Source organism: uncultured Gilvimarinus sp., assembly GCF_963972205.1.
Lineage (GTDB): Bacteria > Pseudomonadota > Gammaproteobacteria > Pseudomonadales > Cellvibrionaceae > Gilvimarinus > Gilvimarinus japonicus.
The window spans coordinates 55,633-79,291 of the sequence record NZ_CAXAUC010000004.1 but is presented as its reverse complement, the minus strand read 5'-3'; the positions used below and the strand labels follow the sequence as shown (position 1 = coordinate 79,291).

Here is a 23,659-nt window from a genome sequence, read left to right as displayed (position 1 = left end):
GTGTGAGTTAACTGGCTTCTTGCACCAGCACTTCATATTCATCGGACCAAGCTACCGCAAGGCCATTGGTATAGCGCAGATCAACCCGCACTACGGCTTCAAACTGCTGCATTAAATGTTCGTCGTACACCAACAAAAAACGCTGTATTTTTTCCGCCAAGTCGTCTTTCCCTAACACCAGCTCGGCGCCACGCGCCAGAGTAATACGCCATGTGCTCAGCTCATCGACCCAGAGCCGGGCAATACTCAAGTTGCGCGAACGCAGCAAACGCGACAGGTCTTGGTACTGCTGCATAATGCGGGCAGACTGTTGCTCGCGACCGTTCAGCTCCGGCAAATCACTCAGCAGTTGCGTCTCGGGGGTATAAATAACCTCACCGCGTTGGTTTAAAAAACCGTTGTCACCCCAGCGTGCGATAGGCACTTGCTCTACCAAGGTAACCACCAGGGCACTGGGCAAGCTGCGGGTTATCACCGCGCGCTCGATCCAGCCGTGCTGCTCAATTTTCTGCTTTAGCTGCGCGATATCTAAATCGACAAACTCGTTATCAATGGCCGAGCTGATCAAATCTGTCGCCGCCTCTCGGCTGACAAAATGAAACGGACCTTCGACCCGTACTTCATCGACCGGGTGTTGCAATACGCCATTGATCGCCGCGCCACCATAGTGATAAACCGAAAAGCCCACCCCGCCAATAAACACCACTAGCGCAACCCGTGACACAAGCGAGAGCAAACGTGCCACAACGGCGGCACTCGACGAACGGCTCGCGCCTCGCGGCGTCGCCTGCCGGTAACCTTTGGCCCGCCCCGCCCGCTTGCTCATTACCCTAAGCTCTCCGCCAAAATCGCCAGTATCAATTCTGAAAACCCCAGCCCTGCGGCTTTCGCTGCCATCGGTACTAAGGAGTGATCGGTCATCCCCGGCACGGTATTGACCTCCAACATCTGAAACTTTCCGGCCCCATCGCGCATCACATCAACTCGCCCCCAACCACGGCAGCCTATGCTACGAAACGCTTGTAACGCTTGCGCCTGTAGCTCTTGCTCAACCGCTGCATCTAATCCACAAGGGCACAAATAGCGCGTATCATCGGCCAAATACTTCGCATCATAATCGTAAAAACTATGATCGGTTTCGAGCTTGATTGCCGGCAAAGCTCGCTCGCCCAAAACGGCTACGGTGTACTCTTCACCGCGAATTAAACACTCGGCAATTACCACTGCATCAAACTTAGCGGCCGCGGCGTAAGCCGCTTGCAACTCAGCAACGTGGCTAACCCGGGCCATGCCAATACTTGAGCCTTCATGGGCGGGTTTAACCATGACTTCACCGCCCAGTGAGGCCAACACATCGGACCAATCACAATCTTTGTTGAGTACTAAAAAGTCTGGCGTAGCGACACCAATACCACGCCACAATTGCTTAGTGCGCAGCTTATCCATACCAATCGCGGATGCCTGAACATCGCTACCGGTGTAGGGAATGTCCAAATATTCCAACACCGCCTGAATACGGCCGTCTTCACCGCCGGGACCATGCAGCGCAATAAACGCACGATCAATACCGGCCTTTTGCAGGTGATCAATGCTGTGCTCACCAATATCAATCGCAACATGATCGACACCCAGTTCGGCTAAAGCAGACACCACCGCCGCGCCGCTGCGCAGGGATATATCGCGCTCAGCCGAGCGGCCACCAAACAAGACACCGACTCGACCTAACTGTTTAATAAGTTGGCTGTTTTCAGCTTTCATTTAACGCTAATACCCATTACTGAATTAATTGACGTTTAGCGAGCTCGATCGCCAATGCGCCCACGTTGCCCGCACCTTGGGTGATAACAATGTCACCTGGACGAACGATATCTTTGACCACGGCGGGCACACCATCGATGCCCTCAACAAAAATAGGGTCCACCTGTCCTCGATTGCGAATACTGCGCGATAACTGACGCCCATCCGCACCGGGAATCGCCTCTTCTCCGGCGCTGTAAACTTCCAACAACACCAGCGCATCAACACCCGAGAGAACATCGACAAAATCTTCAAATAAATCACGGGTGCGGGTGTAACGATGCGGCTGATACACCATTACTAAACGGCGCTCAGGCCAACCATCGCGAATCGCCTTGATCGTTGCACCCACCTCGCGTGGATGATGCCCATAATCATCCACCAACATGGCGGTGCCATCCTCGACAGGAAAGTCACCGTAAACCTGAAAGCGACGACCAACCCCGGCAAAGTTACCTAACCCGGCCACAATAGCGTCATCGCTAACGCCTTCGTCCCGCGCCACCGCGATTACCGCCAAGGCATTTAAAATATTGTGCACACCGGGGATATTAAGACGTACCGATAACACCTCCGCTTCATCGCGACGCACCACACCAAACTCGCTAAACATTTTATCTTGGCGAATATTAACCGCGCGTAAGTCGCAATCTTCACCCAAACCATAGGTAATAACCGGGCGTGCCACCTCGGGCAAAATATCTCGCACCACAGGGTCATCACCACACACTACCGCCAAACCATAAAAAGGCAGGTTGTGTAAAAACTCGATAAAGGTTTGCTTCAGTTTAGAGAAGTCACCTTCATAGGTATCCATGTGATCAGCATCAATGTTGGTAACAATCGCCACCATCGGCTGCAAGTGCAAAAAAGATGCATCACTCTCATCAGCTTCAGCCACTAAGTAACGACTCTCGCCCAGCTGTGCGTTACTGCCGGCGCTATTTACCAACCCACCGATAATAAAGGTGGGGTGCCGATCAGCCGCTGCCAGCACCGAGGCCAGCAAGCTTGTAGTCGTTGTTTTACCATGGGTACCTGCGACCGCAATACCGTGGCGGTAACGCATCAACTCGCCCAACATTTCGGCGCGTCGCACCACTGGTATACGGTTATCCCGCGCCGCTTTCATTTCCGGGTTGGACTCATCCACTGCGCTGGAATTTACCACCACATCGGCACCCATCACGTTATCGGCGCCGTGACCAAAAAAGATACGCGCGCCGAGCCCCGCTAAGCGCTGAGTCACACTAGATTCTTTTAAATCCGAGCCCGAGATGTCGTAGCCCTGATTAATCAACACCTCGGCAATACCGCTCATACCCGCGCCACCGATGCCGATAAAATGTATTCGGCGAATACGGCGCATCTCGGGCACTTCGTAATACTTCATAACTTTATCCATTGATAAGCTCCTCGGTAAGCTGGGCTACCGCGCCGGCCGCATCGGTTTTATGCAATGTCCGAGCAGCGTTTGCCATTTGCTCCAAGGTGCGGCGATCGGACAAGCGCTCATAAAGCACTCGAGCCAGACTCTCAGCATTTAACTGAGCCTGAGGAATACTGATACCAGCGCCTGCGCCCGCCATAACGGCCGCGTTGTGCGTTTGATGATCATCAATCGCGCTGGGCAACGGAACAAACAAAGCACCGAGCCCTACGGCCGCCAACTCGGCCACCGTTAAGGCGCCAGCACGGCAAATAACGACATCAGCCCACGCGTAAGCCGATGCCATATCATCGATAAATTGCTCGACCCGCGCATTTACTTGATGTTCAAGATAACCTGCTAGCGTCGCCTCTTCGTGGCGGGCACCGCACTGGTGCCAAACATTAAACGTAAGCGCTGGCGCGCAGCCGGCCAAGGCTTTTGGCACTAGCTCGTTAATCGCGCGCGCGCCCAAGCTACCTCCCAGCACCAGCAATCGTAGCGGCTCACCTTCACGCTCGGCAAAGCGCTCAGCCGGAGCAGGTAAAGCGACAATCTCATCGCGTACGGGGTTGCCCACCCAGCGGCAGCCGGGCAGTACATCGGCAAAGCCAGAGGCAACAACGCGGGCAAACCGCGCTAAAATTTTGTTGGTTGTACCAGCAATTGCGTTTTGTTCATGGACAACCAAAGGAATACGCAACAGCCAGGCGGCCAACCCACCGGGGCCAGAAGCAAAACCACCGAAACCCACCACAACATCGGGCTGGCGCTTGCGCAAAACACTAATGGCCTGCCAGAGTGCCGCCACAATTAAAAACGGAGCCTTAAGCAAACCTAAAGCGCCACGACCGCGAACACCTTCAATACGGATATAATCAATGTCGATCTTGGCGTCGGGGATAACACGCGCCTCAATCCCTTTGCGCGTGCCCAACCAAGACACCTGCACCTGATCTGCGCTCAAACGACGAGCCAATGCCAGTGCCGGAAACACGTGGCCGCCGGTACCGCCCGCCATAATCACCACCCGGCTCATGCGCCCACCTCGGCTGCATCTGGTGCAGAGTGTTTAACGCGAGACGGATTAGTGACTGACGTTTTTTTCTCGGGAATCGCACGCATCTCAATATCAGCGCGCACGACAAACGCCATAAGGGCACAACTGACAATCAAACTACTGCCACCATAGCTAATAAATGGCAGGGTTAACCCTTTAGTCGGCAACAAGCCTGAGGCAACCCCAATATTAATAAACACTTGCAGAGAAAAAAGCACAGCGACACCAAACACCGCAAACGCCAAAAAGTAATTGTCGCGGCTCATGCAAGTACGAAACACTCCTAAAATACGCAAGACTAAGGCACCGAATACGGCAATCAGCAAAGCCCCACCAAGCATGCCAAACTCTTCAGCGTATATCGCAAAAATAAAATCGGTGTGAGCTTCCGGCAGGTAAAAAAGCTTTTGCAAGCTATTACCTAAGCCCATACCAAGCCACTCGCCTCGGCCAAAAGCAATCAGGGATTGGGTAAGCTGGTAGCCGGCGTTAAACTGATCGGCCCATGGATCCATAAATGTGACCAAACGTTTCAACCGATACGGACTCATAATCGCAATAGCAGCCATAACAGCCACCGCGCCAAGGGCTAAAGGAAAAAAGTAACGCAGCTTAAGGCCGGCAATAAACATGACCGCAATAACGGTAACCGCAATCACCACGGTACTGCCAAAATCCGGCTCTAACACCAACAGTAATAACACCAGCGCCAACAACGAAATTAATTTGCCAAACTCACGCCAGCCACTTAACCCTTGCGGATAACGCTGCGCAAAATAGTTAGCAAAAAACATCAATACCGCAAACTTAGCGACTTCTGATATTTGCACCGCAAAAAAACCAAAACTAATCCAGCGCTGCGAGCCATTAACCCGCTTGCCCACCCCTGGAATCAAAACCGCCGCCAACAAAACAACCGCGATAATTAGCAAAGGCACGCTAAAGCGCCGCCAAGTATCACTCGGCAACAGCAAAACCACACTGGCACCTGCGGCACTCATCAGCAAGAAGACTAAATGACGTTTTAAAAAGTACCAGCTGTCATCGTAGGTAGCATTGGCAAACGCCACCGACGCCGAGGCAACCATCACCAACCCAATAGACAAGAGCGCAAGCCATAGACAAATCAGTGTGCCATCCACAGAGGTGCGGGAATAAATAGCTAAGGGCTGCGACTTCATTGCAACCCTCCTACCGCCTGACGAAACGCATCACCACGGGCTTGATAATCGCTAAACATATCAAAGCTGGCACACGCGGGGCTTAACAACACGCCATCACCTACCGCGGCGACAGCCTGTGCTTGGGCCACAGCCTGGGCCATAGAGTCGGCATACTGGTAGCTCACCTCGCCGTCGAGTAACGAGGCAATTAATTGGGCATCTTGACCAATTAACACGCAGCTACGGGCATGCGTTTTAAGTGCGGGCAACAGCGCCGCAAAGGTTTGGTCTTTTGCCACACCACCGAGAATAACAACCAGTTTTCCGTCTTCGCGTGCCAGACCATTAACAGCCGCCAGCGTTGCGCCAACATTAGTGCCTTTGGAATCGTTGTAATAACTCACCCCAGCGACATCGGCAACCCATTCGCAGCGATGCGCAAGGCCGCTAAACGAGGTAAGAACCGACAGCATCACATCGACCGGAAAACCCGCTGCTTTGCCAATAGCCAGTGCCGCTAAAGCGTTATCGATATTGTGCCGCCCCGGTAACTTTAAAGCTGACGCTGGCACTAACGCTGTTATCCCATCGCACAACCAACTTTTACCCTCTTGCTCGCGCAGTCCCATATTTTTAAAATCGGCCCCGCCACCAAATGAGGTGCGTAACACATCATCGGCGAGCGGCGGCTGGGTAAGCGGATCGGTACGGTTAACCACCACGTGTTTAGCGCCATAGTAAATACGCTGTTTGGCTCGATGATAGGCCGGCATACCATCGTAACGATCAAGATGATCGGCACTGATATTTAAAATACAGGCGACATCAGCGCCCAGTTTAGTCACTGTTTCCAACTGAAAACTCGACAGTTCCAACACATACAACTGAGCATTTTGCGCCAGTAAATCCAGCGCTGGTGTGCCTAAATTGCCACCGACAGCTACATCAATACCCGCCGCCTTGGCCATCTCACCCACTAAGGTGGTTACTGTGCTTTTGCCGTTAGACCCGGTAATAGCAATAATAGGCGCGTTAGCATGGCGCACAAACAACTCAATATCACCGACAACCGGCACACCCAAATCGTGCGCGGTGGCAATCGCGGTCATACTCAGCGGCAGCCCCGGGCTTAGAACGATCTCGTCAGCGCTTTGCAACAGCCCCTCATCCCACACACCAAACTCGCAGTGCACATCGGGGAACTCGGCCGCTATAGCATCCTGCGCCGGTGGATTTTCCCGGGTATCAAACAATACAAACGGCATATTCTGCTCGCGCAGAAAACGCGCCGTAGACAGACCGGAGACTCCGGTGCCCACAACGGCGATCATTCTGCTGGATGCGATTAAATTGCTCACGTTTATATAGCCTTACCTAACGTAACTTCAGTGTCGCCAGCCCAAACAATACGAGCATGACGGTAATGATCCAAAAGCGCACGATAACCCGTGGCTCAGGCCAACCTTTTAATTCAAAGTGATGATGCAACGGCGCCATTCTAAAGATTCGGCGACCGGTTAACTTGTAAGAGCCCACCTGCAAAATCACCGAGACTGTCTCCGCCACGAAGACCCCACCCATAATAAAGAACACCACTTCGTGGCGAACAATAACGGCGATAATGCCCAGTGCTGCGCCGAGCGACAAAGCGCCAACATCACCCATAAAGACTTGTGCGGGGTAGGTGTTAAACCACAAAAAACCTAAGCCGGCACCGCACAGCGCGGCACAAAAGACCACCAACTCACCACTACCAGGCACATGGGCAATATGCAGGTACTGGGCAAACTCGTAGTGCCCGGTGACATAAGCGATAACACCAAGGGCGCCGGCCACCATAACCGAGGGCATAATGGCCAAACCATCAAGACCATCGGTTAAATTAACCGCATTGCTCGCACCAACCACCACAAAGTAGCTCAGCACGATGTAAAAAATCCCCAACGGTAATGCAAAGCTTTTTAAGAACGGCAAGAACAGCTGTGTCTCAACCGGCAATGTCGCCGTCATGTACAGATAAATAGCCGCACCCAAGCCACCGACAGACTGCCAAAAATATTTCCACCGCGCGGGTAAACCACGGGAGTTTTTCTTAACGACTTTGCGGTAGTCATCGACCCAACCCACCGCACCAAATATTGCGGTCACCGCCATTACCACCCACACGTAACGGTTACTTAAATCGGACCACAGCAAACTGCTGATAAATATGGCTGCCAGAATTAAGGTGCCCCCCATCGTCGGGGTGCCTGATTTACTCAAGTGCGATTGCGGACCGTCATCGCGAACCGACTGGCCAATTTGCAACTGATTCAGTTTGCGAATCATCCAGGGCCCTAGCAGTAACGAAATCCCCAGTGCCGTCATCACACTCAGGATGGCGCGCAGTGTTAAATACTGAAACACGAAAAAGCCGCGAAAGTATTCTTGTAGTTGTTCGGCCAGCCATAACAGCATTTATTGGTTCTCCTCGTCAGTCAAAGCCCGAACCACGATATCCATTCGGGCACTGCGCGAGCCTTTTATTAAAACAGTATGGTCGGCACCTATCGTCACTTCTTGCAGATGCGCGATCAAATCACCGTGCTCATCAAAATGTTTAGCGGTGCCCGAAAAATTATCGGTAACGGCCTGAGCCAATGAGCCACAACTGAATACCGCTTGAATATTTTTGTTAGACGCATAGGCGCCGATCTCGGCGTGCAGCAAGTAAGCCTCTTCGCCCAACTCACCCATATCGCCAATCACCAAAATGTTGTCACCGGGCATTTCGGCCAAAACATCGATGGCCGCACGCACGGAGCCCGGATTGGCGTTGTAGCTATCGTCGATCACCCGGGCTCCATTGGCCCCAGCTTTAACGTTCATGCGCCCCGACACTGGGGCAAATGCATTTAGCCCGGCACAAATAGATTCGTCGCTCGCGCCAACCGCCTGAGCACAACAGGCAGCAGCCAGAGCATTGCGTACATTGTGCAGCCCAAATGCCGGCAAATTTATCGCCAATATCCGGCCCCGCAAGTGCAGATTAAAGCGGGTGGTCATACCGCATGGCGTAATATCACTGGCGTAACAATCGGCGGCGGAGTCGGACAACGAAAAACCAATATGCGCACGATTGTGTAGCTGTGCTAACCACACAGGGGCAAACTGATCATCCAGATTAATCACACAGCAACCATCGGCTGCAACGCCTTGGTAGATTTCACCTTTGGCATCGGCCACACCTTCAATCGAGCCAAACCCTTCTAAGTGCGCAGGCATTACATTGTTAACCAGCGCCACATCAGGCTGGGCCAGCTCACATAGATAAGCGATTTCGCCGATAGCACTGGCGCCCATTTCGATCACCGCATACTGCTCCGTCCCCTCGAGGCGCAGCAAGGTTAACGGCACACCAATGTGGTTGTTAAAGTTGCCTTGGGTGGACATAACCTCCCCCTCGCAACGCAAAATACCGTCAACCATGGAGCGCACCGAGGTTTTACCGCTAGAGCCGGTAATGGCGACGACCGGCCCCTCAAAGCGCTCGCGGTTTAAACGGGCGATCTCACCTAAGCCGAGCGTGGTATCGTCTACCTGCAACTGCGCCAAAGTGCACCCCGGCACGGGAGTGTCCACTAAAGCCCCGACGGCGCCGGCGTCTTGCACCGCAGCCAAATACTGATGCCCATCGAAGCGAGGTCCGCGCAGCGCGACAAAAAAATCGCCCGCTTGAATCTTGCGCGAATCGGTACAGACCCGGGTAAAGCTACGGGACTCACCGCTGGCACTAGTCATCAACTTATAAGCCAGTTCGCGCTGCAGCTGCGCGATCGTCATACTGCCGATCATGCTTGCCCCCCTTGAGCGTCTTTTTCAAGGCGCTTCACTAGGGCGGCACGCGCTTGCTGCACATCACTAAACGGCAGCTGACGTTGCGCAAAAATTTGCACCGCCTCATGCCCTTTACCAGCCAGCAAAACGGTGTCACCGGCACGTGCTTGCTGCACTGCTAGATCAATCGCTTTATCTCGCTCGGCAATTACTAGACAGCGCTCGGGGTGATGCATACCACGGACGATTTCACCGGCAATACTAGCCGGGTCTTCACCGCGCGGATTATCGTTGGTCACAATAGTGTAGTCCGCTGACTTTTCAGCCACTCGCCCCATAGCCGGACGTTTTTCACGGTCGCGATCACCGCCACAACCAAACACACACCAAAGGCTGCCTTCGGTGTGGCGTCGCAGTGCTCGTAAGGTTTTTTCTAGCGCGTCGGGCGTGTGAGCATAATCCACTACCACCTGAACCCCTTGATCGGCGCGCAAACGAACCTGTTCCATTCGCCCTGGGGCGGATTGCAACCTAGGGACGACCGCTGCGATTTTATCCAACGCGTAACCCTGTGATATCGCCACCGCGATCGTGGCTAAAATATTACTGGCATTAAAATCGCCAATCAGTGATGAGGTAATCTCAGCACTTCCCTTCGGCGTGTGCACCGTACCGGTGATACCATCGGCACAATAGGTTAACGCCTCGAAATAAACATCAGCTTTTTTTGAGCTAAGGGAATAACTGAACACTTGCTCCAGCGTTTCGGCTTTTTTCAGTAGTGACTTACACCAACTGTCATCGCGATTGATAATCGCGCACTGCAAATCACGCGCTTTTAACAAACGCGCCTTAGCTTTGCCGTACGCTTTTAAATCACCGTGAAAATCTAAATGATCGTGGGATAAATTGGTGAATACCGCCGTCGACATGCGCACGGCTTTAACACGACCTTGCGCCAGCGCATGGGAAGACACTTCCATCACCACTGAGCCAATACGCTGCTCAGCTAAATCACGCAACAACGCCTGGCTGGAGATGGCGTCGGGCGTTGTAAAGCCGGTCGCCTGCAGTGGCTCGCCTACCCGGCCGTAACCGAGCGTGCCAACTACCGCCGCACGCTGCCCAAGCGCTTCAAGCAACTGGGCAATTAACAAACTGCACGTAGTTTTACCGTTCGTGCCAGTCACGCCAATAATGTTTAGCTCCGCGCTGGGGTCAGCGTAAGCACGAGCGGCGATAGCACTCATTTTTGCGCTTAGCCCCACCACCGAGATTAACGGCACCGAACCACGATATTCCACCGCCGGCGCTTTCGCTTCGGCCTCCATGACCACAGCACTGGCGCCACGATGAATCGCGTCACTGATATAGTCGCGCCCGTCCACTGTCGCTCCCTGCAGCGCGACAAAAACATGGCCCGGCATAATGCGACGACTATCAGCCTGCAACACGGACCAACGCACTGAATCCAACTCGTGCAAGGATTCATCGTCCAGCACCTGGGCCAGGGTCATAGCGCGCTCATTCATGCGGGCAGCCATCACAGCAACGTCCCTCCGTGCTGAGCCAAGGCAGGCGTCGACTCCAGCTTTCTGACACTGACCCGCGCGCCTTCGTTCTCGGGGGGCTCTTGCAAAAGCCGCAAAGCGCCACCGGTAATACTGGAAAAAATTGGCGCCGCCACTTGGCCGCCGTGGTATTTATCATCACGCGGCTCATCAATCATAACGGCCACCACTATGGCCGGATCTTGCGCGGGCGCAACGCCCACAAACGAGCCCACATAACGGTTCTCGGAGTAGCCCCCCGCATCCGCCTTATGGGCGGTACCGGTTTTACCGGCGACGCTGTAGGAGTCGACATTGGCGCGCGTGCCAGTGCCACCGGTGGCGACGACTTTGCGCAGCATTTTCATCACTTTGTGGGTGTATTGCTTATCCACAATTTGCTCACCCGGAATCTCTTCTCCCTCTTTGCGCAATAAAGACACAGGGTGTTTAATGCCGCCTGTCGCCAGCACACTGTAAGCTTGCGCCAGCTGAACCATGGTTAGATTTAGACCGTAGCCAAATGCGTAAGTCGCTTGCTGGATTGGCTTCCACTTATTGTAAGAAGGCAGCACACCGACGGCCTCACCGGGAAACCCCGTGCCAGTCCCTTGCCCCAAACCTAAACGGTAATACATATTGCGAATAATGTTCGGCTCAAGCTTAAGAGCCAGCTTGGTCATACCCACCTGGCTGGACTTGGAAATAACATGGGTTAAATCCAGCTTGCCGTAATCCACCGGATCATAAAGCGCCTTACGCCCCACTTGCACGTAGCCGGGGGTGGTATCAATCACGGTGTAAGGCTCGAAGCGCCCCGTCTCAAGTGCCGCCACCATGGCCAGAGGCTTCATGGTAGAGCCAGGCTCAAAGACATCGGTCAGCGCGCGGTTGCGCAAGCTAGCCGTTTTAATGCTCGCCCGGTCGTTGGGGTTGTAGGAGGGCTGATTGACCATCGCCAACACTTCACCGGTGCGCACATCCAGGACCACCACTGAGCCCGCTTTGGCGCCAAACTCTTGCACCGCTTTTTTCAGCTCGCGATGAGCAAGGTGCTGCAAGCGCAAATCAATACTCAACGCCAAAGGGCGGCCGCTGCGCGCCGCTTTCGTTAAACCTAGGTCTTTAACCGTGCGGCCGCGCAAATCCTTAATCACTTGCTTGGCGCCACTCTCGCCGGTCAGCCACGCATCGTAGGCCAACTCCATACCCTCTTGGCCGCGATCATCCACATCGGTAATACCCACTAACTGCGCTGCCACTTCGCCGGCGGGGTAATAGCGACGATACTCGCGCTGGGAGTAAACGCCATCGACACCCAAAGCCAAAATGCCCTGCGCCTCTTGCGGCGGCAAGTGGCGCTCTAAATACATAAACTCTTTATTAGAAAAGCGCGACAAGCGCGACTCTAACTCGGCCTGACTCCAGCCCAGCTTTTGCGACAGCGCTGCCCACTGCTGCGGCTTTTGCAACAACACTTGCGGGTTGGCCCAAATAGATTCTACCGGCGTACTCACCGCCAAGGGCTCACCATTGCGATCAGTGATAACACCGCGATAAGCACTGATTGGCTCAGTGCGCAAAGTGCGAGCGTTACCCTGGCCCTGCAAAAACTCAAAGCCACGATCGGCATCGGGCAGCACTTGCAGTGACGCTATTCGCCCAAGCAGCGCGACAGCGAGCACTAGCAAAGCCAGTACCACACTGTAAAAACGCCAGGACTTTAGCGTGAGTGGCCGCACTTAACGCTCCTTCTCAATTAAAATTATTTGGCTGGCATCTGGCACTTTCATGCCCAACTGCTCAGCCGCTTGTTGTTCTACCCGGGTATACGACGCCCAAGTACTCTGCTCTAACAAATACTGGCCCCACTGGACCTCTAAATCGGCCGATTCGCGCCGCAGCGTTTCAAGCTCATTGGTATCGCGGCGCACTTGCTGCGTCACCGCCACCACCGCCAGAGCCGACACTATGTTGGTGAGCCACAAGCCCACCACCACTAACCAGCGCCAGTTGCTCGCCCCGTTTGACGGCCCGCGATTCACAGCAACTACGCAAGTTTTTCGGCGACGCGCATCACAGCACTGCGTGCGCGTACATTGCGACCCAACTCATCGCCCCCGGCTTTAACGGCCTTAGAGCGACTGCGTAAACGTCGGTTTAGCTGCGACTCCATCAAGGGCACACCGCGCGGCACCGGATCGCCTTTTTCATGACGACGAATAAAACGCTTCACTAAGCGATCTTCCAGCGAGTGAAAACTGATCACCACCAAGCGCCCGCCAACCGCCAGCATCTCCAACGCCTGATCCAATACACTCTCAAGGTCGCCCAGTTCATTATTGATATGAATGCGAATCCCCTGAAACGCTCGGGTAGCCGGATGCTTACCTTTTTCCCAGGCCGGGTTGGCCTCTTTTAATATGTGCGCCAGACGCCCGGTGCGGGTAATGGGCGACTGCTCACGCTCGCGCACCACCGCATTGGCCATGCGCTTGGCAAAGCGCTCTTCGCCATACTCTTTCATTACCCGGGCCAGCTCAGATTCAGCGGCGGTATTAACCCACTCGGCCGCGCTCATGCCTCGAGTTTGATCCATCCGCATATCGAGCGGGCCATCATTTAAAAAACTAAAGCCGCGCTCGGGCTCGTCCAGCTGCGGGGACGACACCCCAAGGTCCAGCAAAATGCCATCTACCTTGCCCGCCTTCTCGCGTTCGCCTACTAAACGGCTCAGCTCAGCAAAGCTGGTGTGTTCAATAGCAAAGCGCGCGTCACTGCCAAAGCGGTGACGCGCCACATCAATTGCACTGGTATCTTTATCGATCGCCAGCAACTGGCCATCGGCATCCAAACGCTCGAGAATTCGGTCGCTGTGCCCACCGCGCCCAAATGTACCGTCGACGTAAAAGCCGGACGCATTTTCCACCAACGCGTCCACCGCCTCATCGAGAAGCACGGTTATATGTGGCTGCTCACCCATGTTGACTCCTATAACACCAGTGACTGCAGTTCTTCGGGCATGTCGTCGTCGCCGGGCTCTTCCATCTGGGCAAACCAGCTGCTTTCACTCCACAACTCCAGCTTGTCACCAAGCCCTGCAAGCATTAGTTTTTTGTCCAGATCAGCGTAAGAACGCAGCGTTGGCGGCACCAATATTCGTCCGTTGGCATCCATTTCGAGGGAACAGGCATAACCGATCAGCAGACGCTGAACCCGGCGCGACGCCTTATTCATGGTGGGCAAGCTTTGAATCTTAGGTAGAATTTCCTGCCACTTGGGCTCGGGAAACACCAACAAGCAGCGGTCTTCAGTATGAGCCGTCACCACCAAACGCCCGGCACACGACTCCACCAACCCCTCACGTACCCGGGTCGGTATCGCCATACGCCCTTTGGCGTCCATATTGATGGCATGACTACCTGTAAACACTTTTCACCACTTATTAGGGGTTTGATTCCACAAAAAACCACTATTACCCACTTTTTTCCACATTGCACACTATAAATCCGGCAGGAACAAAGTCAAGCAAGCACGCGGGAAAATGCAGGTAAAATTCACAAAAGCGGGGGAAAAGTTCGTTAACTGGTAGACATCTAGCGAAGAAGAATGCAGCAAAACACAAACAATAACTTTATATTACAAAGAGATACAAACAACTCTTAAGAAGTTACTTTAAGTGTGGGACTGTTTAGAATTAAAAGAGGGGTAACTATAGACGATTGCGACATATAGAAGCGCAACTCAAAAGAAGTAGTTCGGAGCCGGCCTGTAAGCCGGGTTCTGTCTGGGACAGTCATTCATCTGGGATGCGTGTCACCACACACCTCATGCAACCTACCCGAATCCAGTGCGGGCCACACCAATGGATTCCTATTTGGTCTTGCTCCGAGCGGGGTTTACCATGCCACGAACTGTTACCAGACGCGCGGTGCGCTCTTACCGCACCCTTTCACCCTTACCGGCAACCGAGGTTGCTTAGGCGGTCTACTCTCTGCTGCACTTTCCGTAAGCTCGCACTTCCCAGGCGTTACCTGGCGCTCTGCCCTATGGAGCCCGGACTTTCCTCCACCCGCTAAAGCGAGCAGCGACTGCCGAGCCGACTCCGAGCGAACACCTTAGCGTAGCGCCCCAAAAAGTCAAGCAAAGTTAAGCGGCCCCACACCCACAGAGCCATAAGGGCCGTTACTGCCGCTGCGCAAGCGCCCACTGATACAACTCGTTCTTCTTGGCGCCGGTTAACTTTGCCCCCAGCGCGGCCGCCTGTTTTACTGGCAACTCCTCCAACAGCAAATGCATTACCCGCTCGGTTTCAGCGCTCAGCCCCACTTTGCGCTCGGGTGCGCCGTGCACCAACAACACGATCTCGCCGCGCTCTTGGTTGCTATCGGCGCTGATCCACTGCACCATTTGCGCCGCGGGAGCCGTATGGATAGTCTCAAAGGTTTTCGTGATTTCGCGGGCGATCACCAGCTCACGTTCGGCGCCAAACGCCGTCGCCATGTCTTTGACACAGGCCAGCACCCGATGGGGCGCCTCGTAAAAAATAAGCGTGCGCGGCTCATCAGCGAGTGCCTCTAGCGCCGCTAGCCGAGCGCCGGCTTTGGCCGGCAAAAAACCCTCAAAAGTAAAACGATTAGAAGGCAAGCCCGCGGCACTTAAGGCGGCAACAAACGCACAGGCACCCGGGATCGGCACTACCCGGATACCGCTTTGGCGCGCAGCGCGCACAAGCCGGTAGCCTGGGTCGGACACCAGCGGCGTACCGGCATCACTGATCAACGCCACCTCCTCGCCCGCCTGCAATTGCGCTAAAATCTGCTCGGTGCGCTTATCATCACTGTGATCGTGGTAGGCAACACAGCGGCCCGTTATGGCAAAATGCTCCAGTAATCGAGCGCTGTGGCGAGTATCCTCGCACGCTATTAACGCAACGGACTGGAGCACCTGCACCGCGCGCGGTACCATATCACCCAAGTTTCCTATGGGCGTAGCGACAACATAAAGTGTACCGAGCGACTGCGACATGATTGCACCTGAGTTACAAAAGGCGCAGTTTAACACCGCCGGCACTGCATCGCTGCCCTCCTCAACAAGAGTCGAACCATGCGCAACAACCTAGCACGAGTTTTGTCTGTTTTAAGCCTGGGCCTACTGTTAACGGCCTGCGCACCACAATCTACGCGTACAGGCAGTACTGACGAGGGCAATGCCAGCAGCCAGGCACTCGAACGGCAAGTTAATAAGCTGGTAGACAAAGCTCGCCAAGGCAGCCCCAGCGAACGTACCGATTATTTGCTACAAGCTGCCGAGCTGCTGCAACAGCAAGGACAAACCGATTGGGCTTACTCACTGCTGCAACCACTATCAGCGCAATCCATGAGCGATGCGGTCTACCTCAACTACCTACAAAGCTACAGTGCTATCGCCTACGCCAGCGACCACTTCTTTGAGGCTCGCGACGCACTCAGCAGCCCCCGACTCAAGCAACTTTGGAGCACACTGCGGCCCGAGCAGCAACGCACGCTGCTAGAGCGGCGCGCCCAAACCAGCTCGTTGCTGGGCGATTATCAATCCAGCCTCGCCACTCGCGTGGAGCTGGGCTACCTCCTAGGCCGCGATGAGCTCTACCTTAACAACGAGGCCATTTGGCAAGACCTAATGAGCTTAACAACTCCCGAACTGGACGAGCTGGCCACCAGTGCCGACAACGCCACCCTAAGTAGCTGGGCAACGCTGGCGCAGGTAACGCGTGATAGCGCCGCCAACCTTAATCGCCAGCTTGAGCGGGTCGACCTATGGCGCATGCAGCACCCCAGCCATCCAGCCAACTTAGAGCTACCCAGCGATTTACAGCTGCTGGGTCAGCTGATTGCCCAGCAGCCGCAAACCATTGCCCTGCTGTTACCCCAGCGCGGTCGCCTGGCCGGCGCTGCCAACGCAGTAAGAGATGGCTTTTTAGCGGCCTACTTTGCCGAGCGCAGCGCTGAGCAAAACCCTACTATTCGGCAGTACGACACCGACACTGGTGATATCAATCAGCTATACGACCAAGCGGTTAGCGAAGGCGCCGAATTAATTATCGGCCCACTGGCAAAAGACAATGTCGACGCGCTGGCCCAAAGATCAAGCCTTAGCGTGCCAGTACTCGCTTTAAATTATCGCGAGCAAAACTCCGATAAAAGCGCAAACACGACCAACCTTAATATTGCCGATTTAAAAGTGCCGCCGCTGCAAGCCAAGCTGCCAGGCGTAATACCCATAAACACGAGCAACCCGACACTCACAGGCAATCAACCGACAGCCAACAACTCACTGTTTGCGCCAGCGCTCTATCAATTTGGTTTGGCCGCCGAGGACGAAGCCCGGCAAATCGCCCGCCATGCACACCTGCAAGGCCATCGTCGGGCCATGATTATCGCCCCCGATATCGATTGGGCCGAGCGCAGTGTCGAGGCGTTTATTCAGCAGTGGCAACAACTGGATGGCGAAGTCGTCGCGCTAAGCCGCTATATTGGCGCCGGCGATTACTCGGACGTTCTTAAGCGCTCGCTATTGGTGGACGATAGCGAACAGCGCCACAGCCAGTTGCGCAAAATTATTTACACCAACAGCCACTTTGAACCGCGCCGGCGCAAAGATATCGAGATGATTTTTTTAATCGCCAACCCACCTCAGGCGCGACAAATTAAACCGACTCTGGCGTTTCACTACGCCGGCGATATACCTGTATTTGCCACCAGCCAGATTTACAACGGCACCGACAGCCCCAAGGCCGACCGCGATTTAAACGGTATACGCTTTAACACGCTGCCGTGGCTGTTTGCCGACAACGTCGAAACCCAATCGATAGACGCCAACACCGATGCGCCGCCTGCCTATGAGCGGCTGCACGCCATGGGCGCCGACGCCTATCATCTTTACCCGCGCTTACCGCAGTTAAAACATTTGCCGCAAACCCGGGTGCTGGGCGCGACGGGCATGCTAAGCATGCTGCAAGATGGCCGCATTGTGCGCGAGCAAATTTGGGCCGAGTTTGACGACGGCATTGCCAAACCAATCACCAGCAGCGCCATCCAGCGCGCCGGCAACGCTCCGTGATCAGCCGAGTGCTGCGCACACTAAAACCGCAACCCAATCGCGGCCAACAGGCCGAGCGGCAGGCGCGCGACTTTTTACAGCGCGCCGGCTTAACCTTTGTAGCCGCTAACGTCACTGGTGGTGGCGGCGAAATTGACCTTATTATGCGCGACCAAACCACCGTGGTTTTTGTCGAGGTTCGGCTGCGAGGCAATCAACACTTTGCCAGTGCCAGTGAAAGCGTTAACAGCGCCAAGCAGCGCAAACTTATCCAAGCCGCCCAACACTACCTACAGCGCGAAAAACTCACCGACAAAGTCCCCTGTCGATTTGATGTGGTAGCATTGCAATCACTGGACTCGGCGCAGCCGCCCGAGTGGATCAAAAATGCCTTTGGCGCCGCTTAAATGTCTGACGATAAAGAGAACATTATGGATCAGCGGGTTATTACCCTCTTTCACGAAAGTATCGAAGCCAAAATGCAGGCGGGCGAGCAGCTCGCCCCTCTCATTGCCCACAGCAGCGAATTGATTGTCGAAACACTGCTCAATGAAGGTAAAATCATCACCTGCGGTAACGGTGTCAGTGGCGCACTCGCGCAAACGTTTACCGCCAGCCTGATTAACCGTTTTGAGCACGAGCGCCCCAGCCTACCGGCCATTAATATCGGCGCCGACGTTATTACCCAATCGGCCATCGCCCACGACTACACCTACAACGAGATCTACGCCAAACAAATTCGTGCAATCGGCCAACCGGGCGATGTGCTGGTATTGCTCAGCGCCTCCGGCAGTGCCAGCAATTTACTGCAAGCAATCAGCGCCGCCCACGACCGCGACATCACCGTTATTGCGCTTACCGGACGCGACAGTGACGACGTTATTGCACTGTTGGACAATCGCGATGTCGAACTCCCGACACCCGATGCAAGTTTTGCCCGCATCCACGAAGTGCATCTGCTCACACTGTTTTGCCTGTGCGACTTAATTGAAGAACAACTGTTTGGGAGCCACGAATAATGCCTCACATGTTTGCCCGCTGGTTACTGCTTGGCACCTTTATCGCTGCCTTTAGCGGCTGCACCAGTATCATTAGTGCCACCACCGACGAGCCCATCCAAATCGACCCCGGCAAACGCTCGTTAGGGGTAAAAATCGACGACAACCAAATCGAGACCATCGCTTCGGTGAATATCGACAAAGCCAGCAAGGCGCTGGACAACGCCCCCGTCAGCGTTCACAGCTTTAATGCCGTGGTTCTGCTGATCGGCCAAGTGCCCACCAACGAGGCTCGCGAGCTGGCCGGCAATACTGTGCGCAAAATGCCCAACGTGCGCCAAGTGCACAACGAGCTGCAAGTGCAAGCGCCCATTTCTTTACTCGCCGGTGCCAACGATAGCTGGCTAAGCACTAAAATTCGCTCTAAGCTACTCACCAATCGCGACATCGAAAGCGGCCGGGTACAAATCGTTACCGAGAACAATACGGTTTATTTAATGGGGCTGGTGACTCGCGCCGAGGCCGAAACCATCACCGACGTGGCGCGTCACACTGGTGGTGTCCAAAAAGTTGTACGAGTATTTGAATACATCGACTAATTGTTTAAAGGGATTGCCATATGAGCATAAGCACAATTGTTGTACTCGTTATTCTCGCCGCACTGGTGCTCTACATTATCAGTGTTTACAACCAACTCGTCGCACTTAAAAACCGCTTTGAAAACGCCTTTGCCCAAATCGAGGTACAACTTAAGCGACGCTACGACCTGATCCCCAACTTGGTCGAAACCGCCAAAGCCTACATCACCCACGAGCGCGAAACGCTGGAGGCGGTAACTCAGGCACGCAACCAAGCCATGTCGGGTTTACAAGCCGCCTCTGCGGCTCCGGGCGACGCGGCGGCCATGGGCCAATTAGCCGGCGCTGAAGGTGCACTCAGCAGCGCACTTGGGCGTTTAAATGTGGTTATGGAAGCCTACCCCGACCTAAAAGCCTCGACCAATATGCAACAGGTATCCGAAGAGCTAACCAGCACCGAAAACCGTATTGCCTTTGCTCGCCAGGCTTTTAATGACTCAGTGATGAACTACAACACTTACAAGCAAGGCTTTCCGCCCGTAGTATTAGCCGGCATGTTCGGTCACGCGCAAGACGCCAGCTTGCTGGAGTTTGACGACAGCGAGGCAATCGCCGAAGCCCCCAAAGTTTCGTTTTAATCGCCTCCCATACAAGCCTAGCGCCAATGAACTTCTTCGAGCAACAAGACATTGCCAGACGCAACACCAAGCGTCTGGTGATGCTGCTGATACTTGCCATAATCTCCCTTATCGCGGTAACCACCGTACTGTTTGCCGGCATCATGTTTTACCTGCAAACCGGCAACAGTGCCCACCATCTGGAAACCGCCGGCATGGGGTTTTGGTCCAGCCTCGCAACGCTGCTCGACTGGCAAACCGTTAGCGGTATATCCATGCTAGTCATAACGGTTGCGCTCATCGGTGGGCTGTATAAATACCAGCAGCTACGGCGCGGTGGACGCGTTGTCGCAGAGTCTTTAGGTGGCCACCTTATTAATATTGATACTCGCGACTTAAACGAGCGCAAGCTGCTTAATGTCGTCGAAGAAATGGCAATTGCCTCTGGCGCGCCGGTACCGCCCGTGTACTTACTAGAGGAGCCCGCGATTAACGCCTTTGCCGCCGGACACACGCCGCAAGACGCGGTCATCGGGGTAACGCGAGGCTGTATCGAGCAGCTCAACCGCGACGAACTGCAAGGTGTTATTGCCCACGAATTTAGCCATATTTTTCACGGCGACATGCGGCTTAACATGCGCTTAGTCGCGCTGTTAAATGGCATTTTACTGCTCGGATTGATCGGGCACTTTATGGTGCGCGGCGGTATGTATAGCAGCGTCGGACGATCTAATCGCGACAACAAGGGCAGCGGCATTGCCATCGCCGGTATTGGTTTAATTATTATCGGTTACGCCGGGACTTTTTTTGGCAACATTATTAAGGCCGCCGTTAGCCGCCAGCGTGAGTTTCTGGCCGACGCCTCGGCGGTGCAGTTTACCCGCGACAATAACGGCATTGCCGGTGCGTTAAAAAAAATCGGCGGGCTTGATGCCGGCAGTAAACTCGATGCCTCCCACAGCGCCGAGTTTAGTCACATGTACTTCGGCCAAGGCGTAAGCACCGCGTTTAACAGCTTAATGGCCACTCACCCGCCCCTAGCAGAGCGCATTAAACGCCTGCAACCCAACTGGGATGGCGAGTACGACTCGTCCGCCAAGCCTGATCAGCCAACCACAGCGTCAGCCCAAGACAACGCAAACCATAACCGCGAGCGCTTTTTTCAGGCCAGCGTGCTCGCCGCGGCTGTGGAGCAGATCGGCCACACCAATAGCGACGCCCTCGCGCAGGCCCGGGGCCAGCTAGAAGACATTGGCGACGCGCTGCGCGATGAGGCACATTCACCCAGCGGTGCTTGCGCGATTATCATCGGGTTATTACTCGACCCCACAAGCAGCGAGATGCGCAACCAGCAGTGGCAACTACTGACAAACCACTACACCAAAGCGACCTTAAAGCAGTGGCGCAACACGGTAAAGCACGCCGCCCAAGTCGATGAACTTGACCGCCTAGCGCTGCTCGAGCTGTGTCTTCCCGCACTAAAAGCGCTCAGCGAGTCACAAGCGCGCACATTACAAAACGCAATGGACGCATTAATCGCAGCGGACAACAGAACTGACCTGCACGAGTGGAGCTTGCGGCGCATCGTCACCCACCACTTAAGCGAGCCAAACTTTCACAGCCAACACAAACAGCTGCGACACATGCGCGATAGCTGCCAGTTTGTGTTGTCGTATCTCGCTCACGCCGGTACCGACAACACCACCGATGCGGCCCGGGCCTTTGCCCAAGCGCGCGAGTTACTGCGCATGAGCGAACTGCCGCTGCTGGAAAGAGCTGCTTTAGACATCAATGCCTTAGATAAAGCCTTGCACGAGCTAAACCGCACCCGGCCACTGCAAAAGCCGCAATTACTCAAAGCAATGATGCAAACTATTGAATCGGACGGCAAAATTACCGCCGCCGAGGCAGAGCTTTTTCGCGCCATCGCCGACAGCTTAAACTGCCCGGTACCGCCGCTAGCGCGACAATAACCCACTCTAATGGCGCGCGACACTTAACAGAGCGCAGCGGTGTTGTATAATAATGCCCCGCGCGCTAAATGCGCCCCGCAACCAACTATTGAGGTGACCCCTTGCAACTGGATCAAGCCACTGTCGAACAACTGCGTGAATGGGAAGCTGAACTGGCCGGACAATACCAAACCATTGTCGCCAAACAGCTCAACCTTGATGTGACTCGCGGCAAGCCCTCTGCCGAACAGCTTTCACTGTCGGACACCTTAGACGGGTTCCTGGAAGGTAACTACCAAACTGACAACGGCACCGACACCCGCAACTACGGCGGCATTGATGGCATCGCGGAAGCCAAGCGTCTGGGCTCTGATTTAATGGGTGTACCTGCCAGCCATATTTTAGTAGGCGGCAATGCCAGCCTGACCTTGATGTACCAAACCGTGCTAACGGCTTATCAGTTTGGTTTAACCGGCCCCGAGAGCGCCTGGAAAAACATCGACAAGCCTAAAGTAATCTGCCCGGTGCCTGGTTACGACCGCCACTTTACCGTGTGCGAGCAGCTTGGTATCGAGATGATTACCGCCCCTATGACCGCCACCGGCCCAGACATGGATGCGGTAGAGGCATTAATTAAAGCCGATAGCAGTATTCGCGGCATGTGGTGCGTACCCAAGTACTCCAACCCGACTGGCGTGGTGTACTCGGACGAAACCGTCGATCGCATCGCCCAACTGGGCAATATTTCGCACGCCGACTTCCGGGTATTCTGGGACAACGCCTACGCCGTACACGATTTAAACAGCGACGCTCCGCAGCTGGCTTCCGTCTTTGATGCCTGCGCCAAACACGGCACAGACAACACAGTTATCCAGTTTGCATCCACCTCTAAAATCACCCATGCCGGTGCTGGCGTCGCCTTTATGGCCGCCAGTGATGCCAACTTGGCAGGCATTAAAAAGTTTTTAGGGGCGGCCACTATTGGTCCCGACAAAGTCAATCAGCTGCGTCACGCGCACTTTTTGCCCAACCGCGACGTCCTAATGAGCCACATGCAAAAGCACGCCGAGCTGCTACAACCACGTTTTGATGCGGTTCTCACAGCACTCGACAGCGCTTTTACCGGCACAGATTTAGGCAGTTGGGAGACACCCCAGGGCGGCTACTTTGTATCGTTTGATACCCGCCCCGGCTGCGCTAAAGAGACCGTTCGCCTAGCGGCAGAAGCCGGCGTAAAACTGACCCCAGCGGGCGCCACCTTCCCGTATGGACAAGACCCTAACGACTGCAATATCCGTATTGCACCGTCGGTCCCATCGGTGGATGAAGTAGTGGGTGCGATGGAGGTGTTTGTTACCTGCGTTAAGCTCGCCTCAGTGCGCCAGGCACTTAGCAAACAATAAAAACTCAAGCGCATTACCACGCGCCCAACCTGGGCCGTGGTAATGCCAGCCTCACGCCACGTTTACCCCCAAAAGCACTAAACTCCCGCCTTAACACATCGTGCTAGGCTGCGCTCGCCGCCTCTGCTTCAAAACCCCGACAACTAAGCGGTGGGGCAATACCCGAGCTGAACTCTGATCGGACGCAAAATCACAGCTTAGCGCTGAATACTGCCA

Annotated in this window: 21 protein-coding genes and 1 other RNA gene; 7 read left to right on the top strand and 15 right to left on the bottom strand. The window is 54.6% G+C overall.

Going from position 1 to position 23,659, the window contains the following annotated elements; genetic code table 11:
- Positions 1-7: 7 nt before the first annotated feature.
- The 15 genes from AACY82_RS08755 to rsmI form a co-directional block, all read right to left on the bottom strand.
- On the bottom strand, positions 8-826 hold the full coding sequence (locus tag AACY82_RS08755) for a cell division protein FtsQ/DivIB (protein ID WP_339616417.1): 819 nt from the start codon (positions 824-826) through the stop codon (positions 8-10).
- Positions 826-1,758, bottom strand: coding sequence for a D-alanine--D-alanine ligase (locus AACY82_RS08750; RefSeq protein WP_339616416.1), 933 nt, complete (start codon positions 1,756-1,758; stop codon positions 826-828). Before AACY82_RS08750 ends, AACY82_RS08755 begins: the two co-directional genes overlap by 1 nt.
- 16 nt (positions 1,759-1,774) lie before the next feature.
- Positions 1,775-3,202 (bottom strand): UDP-N-acetylmuramate--L-alanine ligase, encoded by a 1,428-nt coding sequence (murC, locus tag AACY82_RS08745; RefSeq protein ID WP_339616415.1) that lies wholly within the window; start codon positions 3,200-3,202, stop codon positions 1,775-1,777.
- Positions 3,195-4,265 (bottom strand): undecaprenyldiphospho-muramoylpentapeptide beta-N-acetylglucosaminyltransferase, encoded by a 1,071-nt coding sequence (gene murG / locus AACY82_RS08740; protein WP_339616414.1) that lies wholly within the window; start codon positions 4,263-4,265, stop codon positions 3,195-3,197. Before murG ends, murC begins: the two co-directional genes overlap by 8 nt.
- Positions 4,262-5,467, bottom strand: coding sequence for a putative lipid II flippase FtsW (ftsW, locus tag AACY82_RS08735; RefSeq protein WP_339616413.1), 1,206 nt, complete (start codon positions 5,465-5,467; stop codon positions 4,262-4,264). Before ftsW ends, murG begins: the two co-directional genes overlap by 4 nt.
- Positions 5,464-6,807, bottom strand: a complete 1,344-nt coding sequence (murD, locus tag AACY82_RS08730) for a UDP-N-acetylmuramoyl-L-alanine--D-glutamate ligase (RefSeq protein ID WP_339616412.1) — start codon at positions 6,805-6,807, stop codon at positions 5,464-5,466. The genes ftsW and murD overlap by 4 nt, the downstream gene beginning before the upstream one ends.
- 16 nt (positions 6,808-6,823) lie before the next feature.
- Positions 6,824-7,906, bottom strand: coding sequence for a phospho-N-acetylmuramoyl-pentapeptide-transferase (mraY, locus tag AACY82_RS08725; protein WP_339616411.1), 1,083 nt, complete (start codon positions 7,904-7,906; stop codon positions 6,824-6,826).
- On the bottom strand, positions 7,907-9,283 hold the full coding sequence (gene murF / locus AACY82_RS08720; RefSeq protein ID WP_339616410.1) for a UDP-N-acetylmuramoyl-tripeptide--D-alanyl-D-alanine ligase: 1,377 nt from the start codon (positions 9,281-9,283) through the stop codon (positions 7,907-7,909). It abuts the gene before it with no gap.
- On the bottom strand, positions 9,280-10,782 hold the full coding sequence (locus tag AACY82_RS08715) for a UDP-N-acetylmuramoyl-L-alanyl-D-glutamate--2,6-diaminopimelate ligase (protein ID WP_339616409.1): 1,503 nt from the start codon (positions 10,780-10,782) through the stop codon (positions 9,280-9,282). Before AACY82_RS08715 ends, murF begins: the two co-directional genes overlap by 4 nt.
- Before the next feature lie 26 nt (positions 10,783-10,808).
- On the bottom strand, positions 10,809-12,557 hold the full coding sequence (locus AACY82_RS08710) for a penicillin-binding protein 2 (RefSeq protein WP_339616408.1): 1,749 nt from the start codon (positions 12,555-12,557) through the stop codon (positions 10,809-10,811).
- Entirely contained in the window at positions 12,558-12,860 is a 303-nt protein-coding gene (gene ftsL / locus AACY82_RS08705; RefSeq protein WP_339616407.1) for a cell division protein FtsL, read from the bottom strand.
- A gap of 5 nt (positions 12,861-12,865) precedes the next feature.
- Positions 12,866-13,798: a 16S rRNA (cytosine(1402)-N(4))-methyltransferase RsmH gene (rsmH, locus tag AACY82_RS08700; protein ID WP_339616406.1), complete on the bottom strand. Its 933-nt coding sequence runs from the start codon at positions 13,796-13,798 to the stop codon at positions 12,866-12,868.
- Positions 13,799-13,806: 8 nt separating this feature from the next.
- On the bottom strand, positions 13,807-14,247 hold the full coding sequence (gene mraZ / locus AACY82_RS08695) for a division/cell wall cluster transcriptional repressor MraZ (protein WP_041522469.1): 441 nt from the start codon (positions 14,245-14,247) through the stop codon (positions 13,807-13,809).
- Positions 14,248-14,571: 324 nt separating this feature from the next.
- Positions 14,572-14,922, bottom strand: an RNA gene (rnpB, locus tag AACY82_RS08690) — RNase P RNA component class A.
- 78 nt (positions 14,923-15,000) lie between these two features.
- On the bottom strand, positions 15,001-15,843 hold the full coding sequence (gene rsmI / locus AACY82_RS08685; protein WP_339616405.1) for a 16S rRNA (cytidine(1402)-2'-O)-methyltransferase: 843 nt from the start codon (positions 15,841-15,843) through the stop codon (positions 15,001-15,003).
- A gap of 78 nt (positions 15,844-15,921) precedes the next feature.
- Here rsmI and AACY82_RS08680 point away from each other — a divergent pair, with 78 nt between their 5' ends.
- The 7 genes from AACY82_RS08680 to AACY82_RS08650 all read left to right on the top strand — a co-directional run bounded on the left by AACY82_RS08680 (position 15,922) and on the right by AACY82_RS08650 (position 23,443).
- Complete coding sequence (locus tag AACY82_RS08680; protein ID WP_339616404.1) at positions 15,922-17,916, top strand: penicillin-binding protein activator; 1,995 nt, start codon at positions 15,922-15,924, stop codon at positions 17,914-17,916.
- Positions 17,913-18,302: a YraN family protein gene (locus AACY82_RS08675; RefSeq protein ID WP_339616403.1), complete on the top strand. Its 390-nt coding sequence runs from the start codon at positions 17,913-17,915 to the stop codon at positions 18,300-18,302. The genes AACY82_RS08680 and AACY82_RS08675 overlap by 4 nt, the downstream gene beginning before the upstream one ends.
- Positions 18,303-18,326: 24 nt before the next feature.
- Positions 18,327-18,914, top strand: coding sequence for an SIS domain-containing protein (locus tag AACY82_RS08670; protein ID WP_339616580.1), 588 nt, complete (start codon positions 18,327-18,329; stop codon positions 18,912-18,914).
- Positions 18,914-19,492, top strand: coding sequence for a BON domain-containing protein (locus AACY82_RS08665; RefSeq protein ID WP_339616402.1), 579 nt, complete (start codon positions 18,914-18,916; stop codon positions 19,490-19,492). Before AACY82_RS08670 ends, AACY82_RS08665 begins: the two co-directional genes overlap by 1 nt.
- 20 nt (positions 19,493-19,512) lie before the next feature.
- Positions 19,513-20,109 (top strand): LemA family protein, encoded by a 597-nt coding sequence (locus AACY82_RS08660; protein WP_339616401.1) that lies wholly within the window; start codon positions 19,513-19,515, stop codon positions 20,107-20,109.
- 26 nt (positions 20,110-20,135) lie between these two features.
- A complete protein-coding gene (locus tag AACY82_RS08655) occupies positions 20,136-22,061 on the top strand; it encodes a M48 family metallopeptidase (RefSeq protein WP_339616400.1) in 1,926 nt (641 codons plus the stop codon).
- A 101-nt stretch (positions 22,062-22,162) separates the two neighbouring features.
- Complete coding sequence (locus AACY82_RS08650; RefSeq protein ID WP_339616399.1) at positions 22,163-23,443, top strand: aminotransferase class I/II-fold pyridoxal phosphate-dependent enzyme; 1,281 nt, start codon at positions 22,163-22,165, stop codon at positions 23,441-23,443.
- Positions 23,444-23,659: the final 216 nt, after the last annotated feature.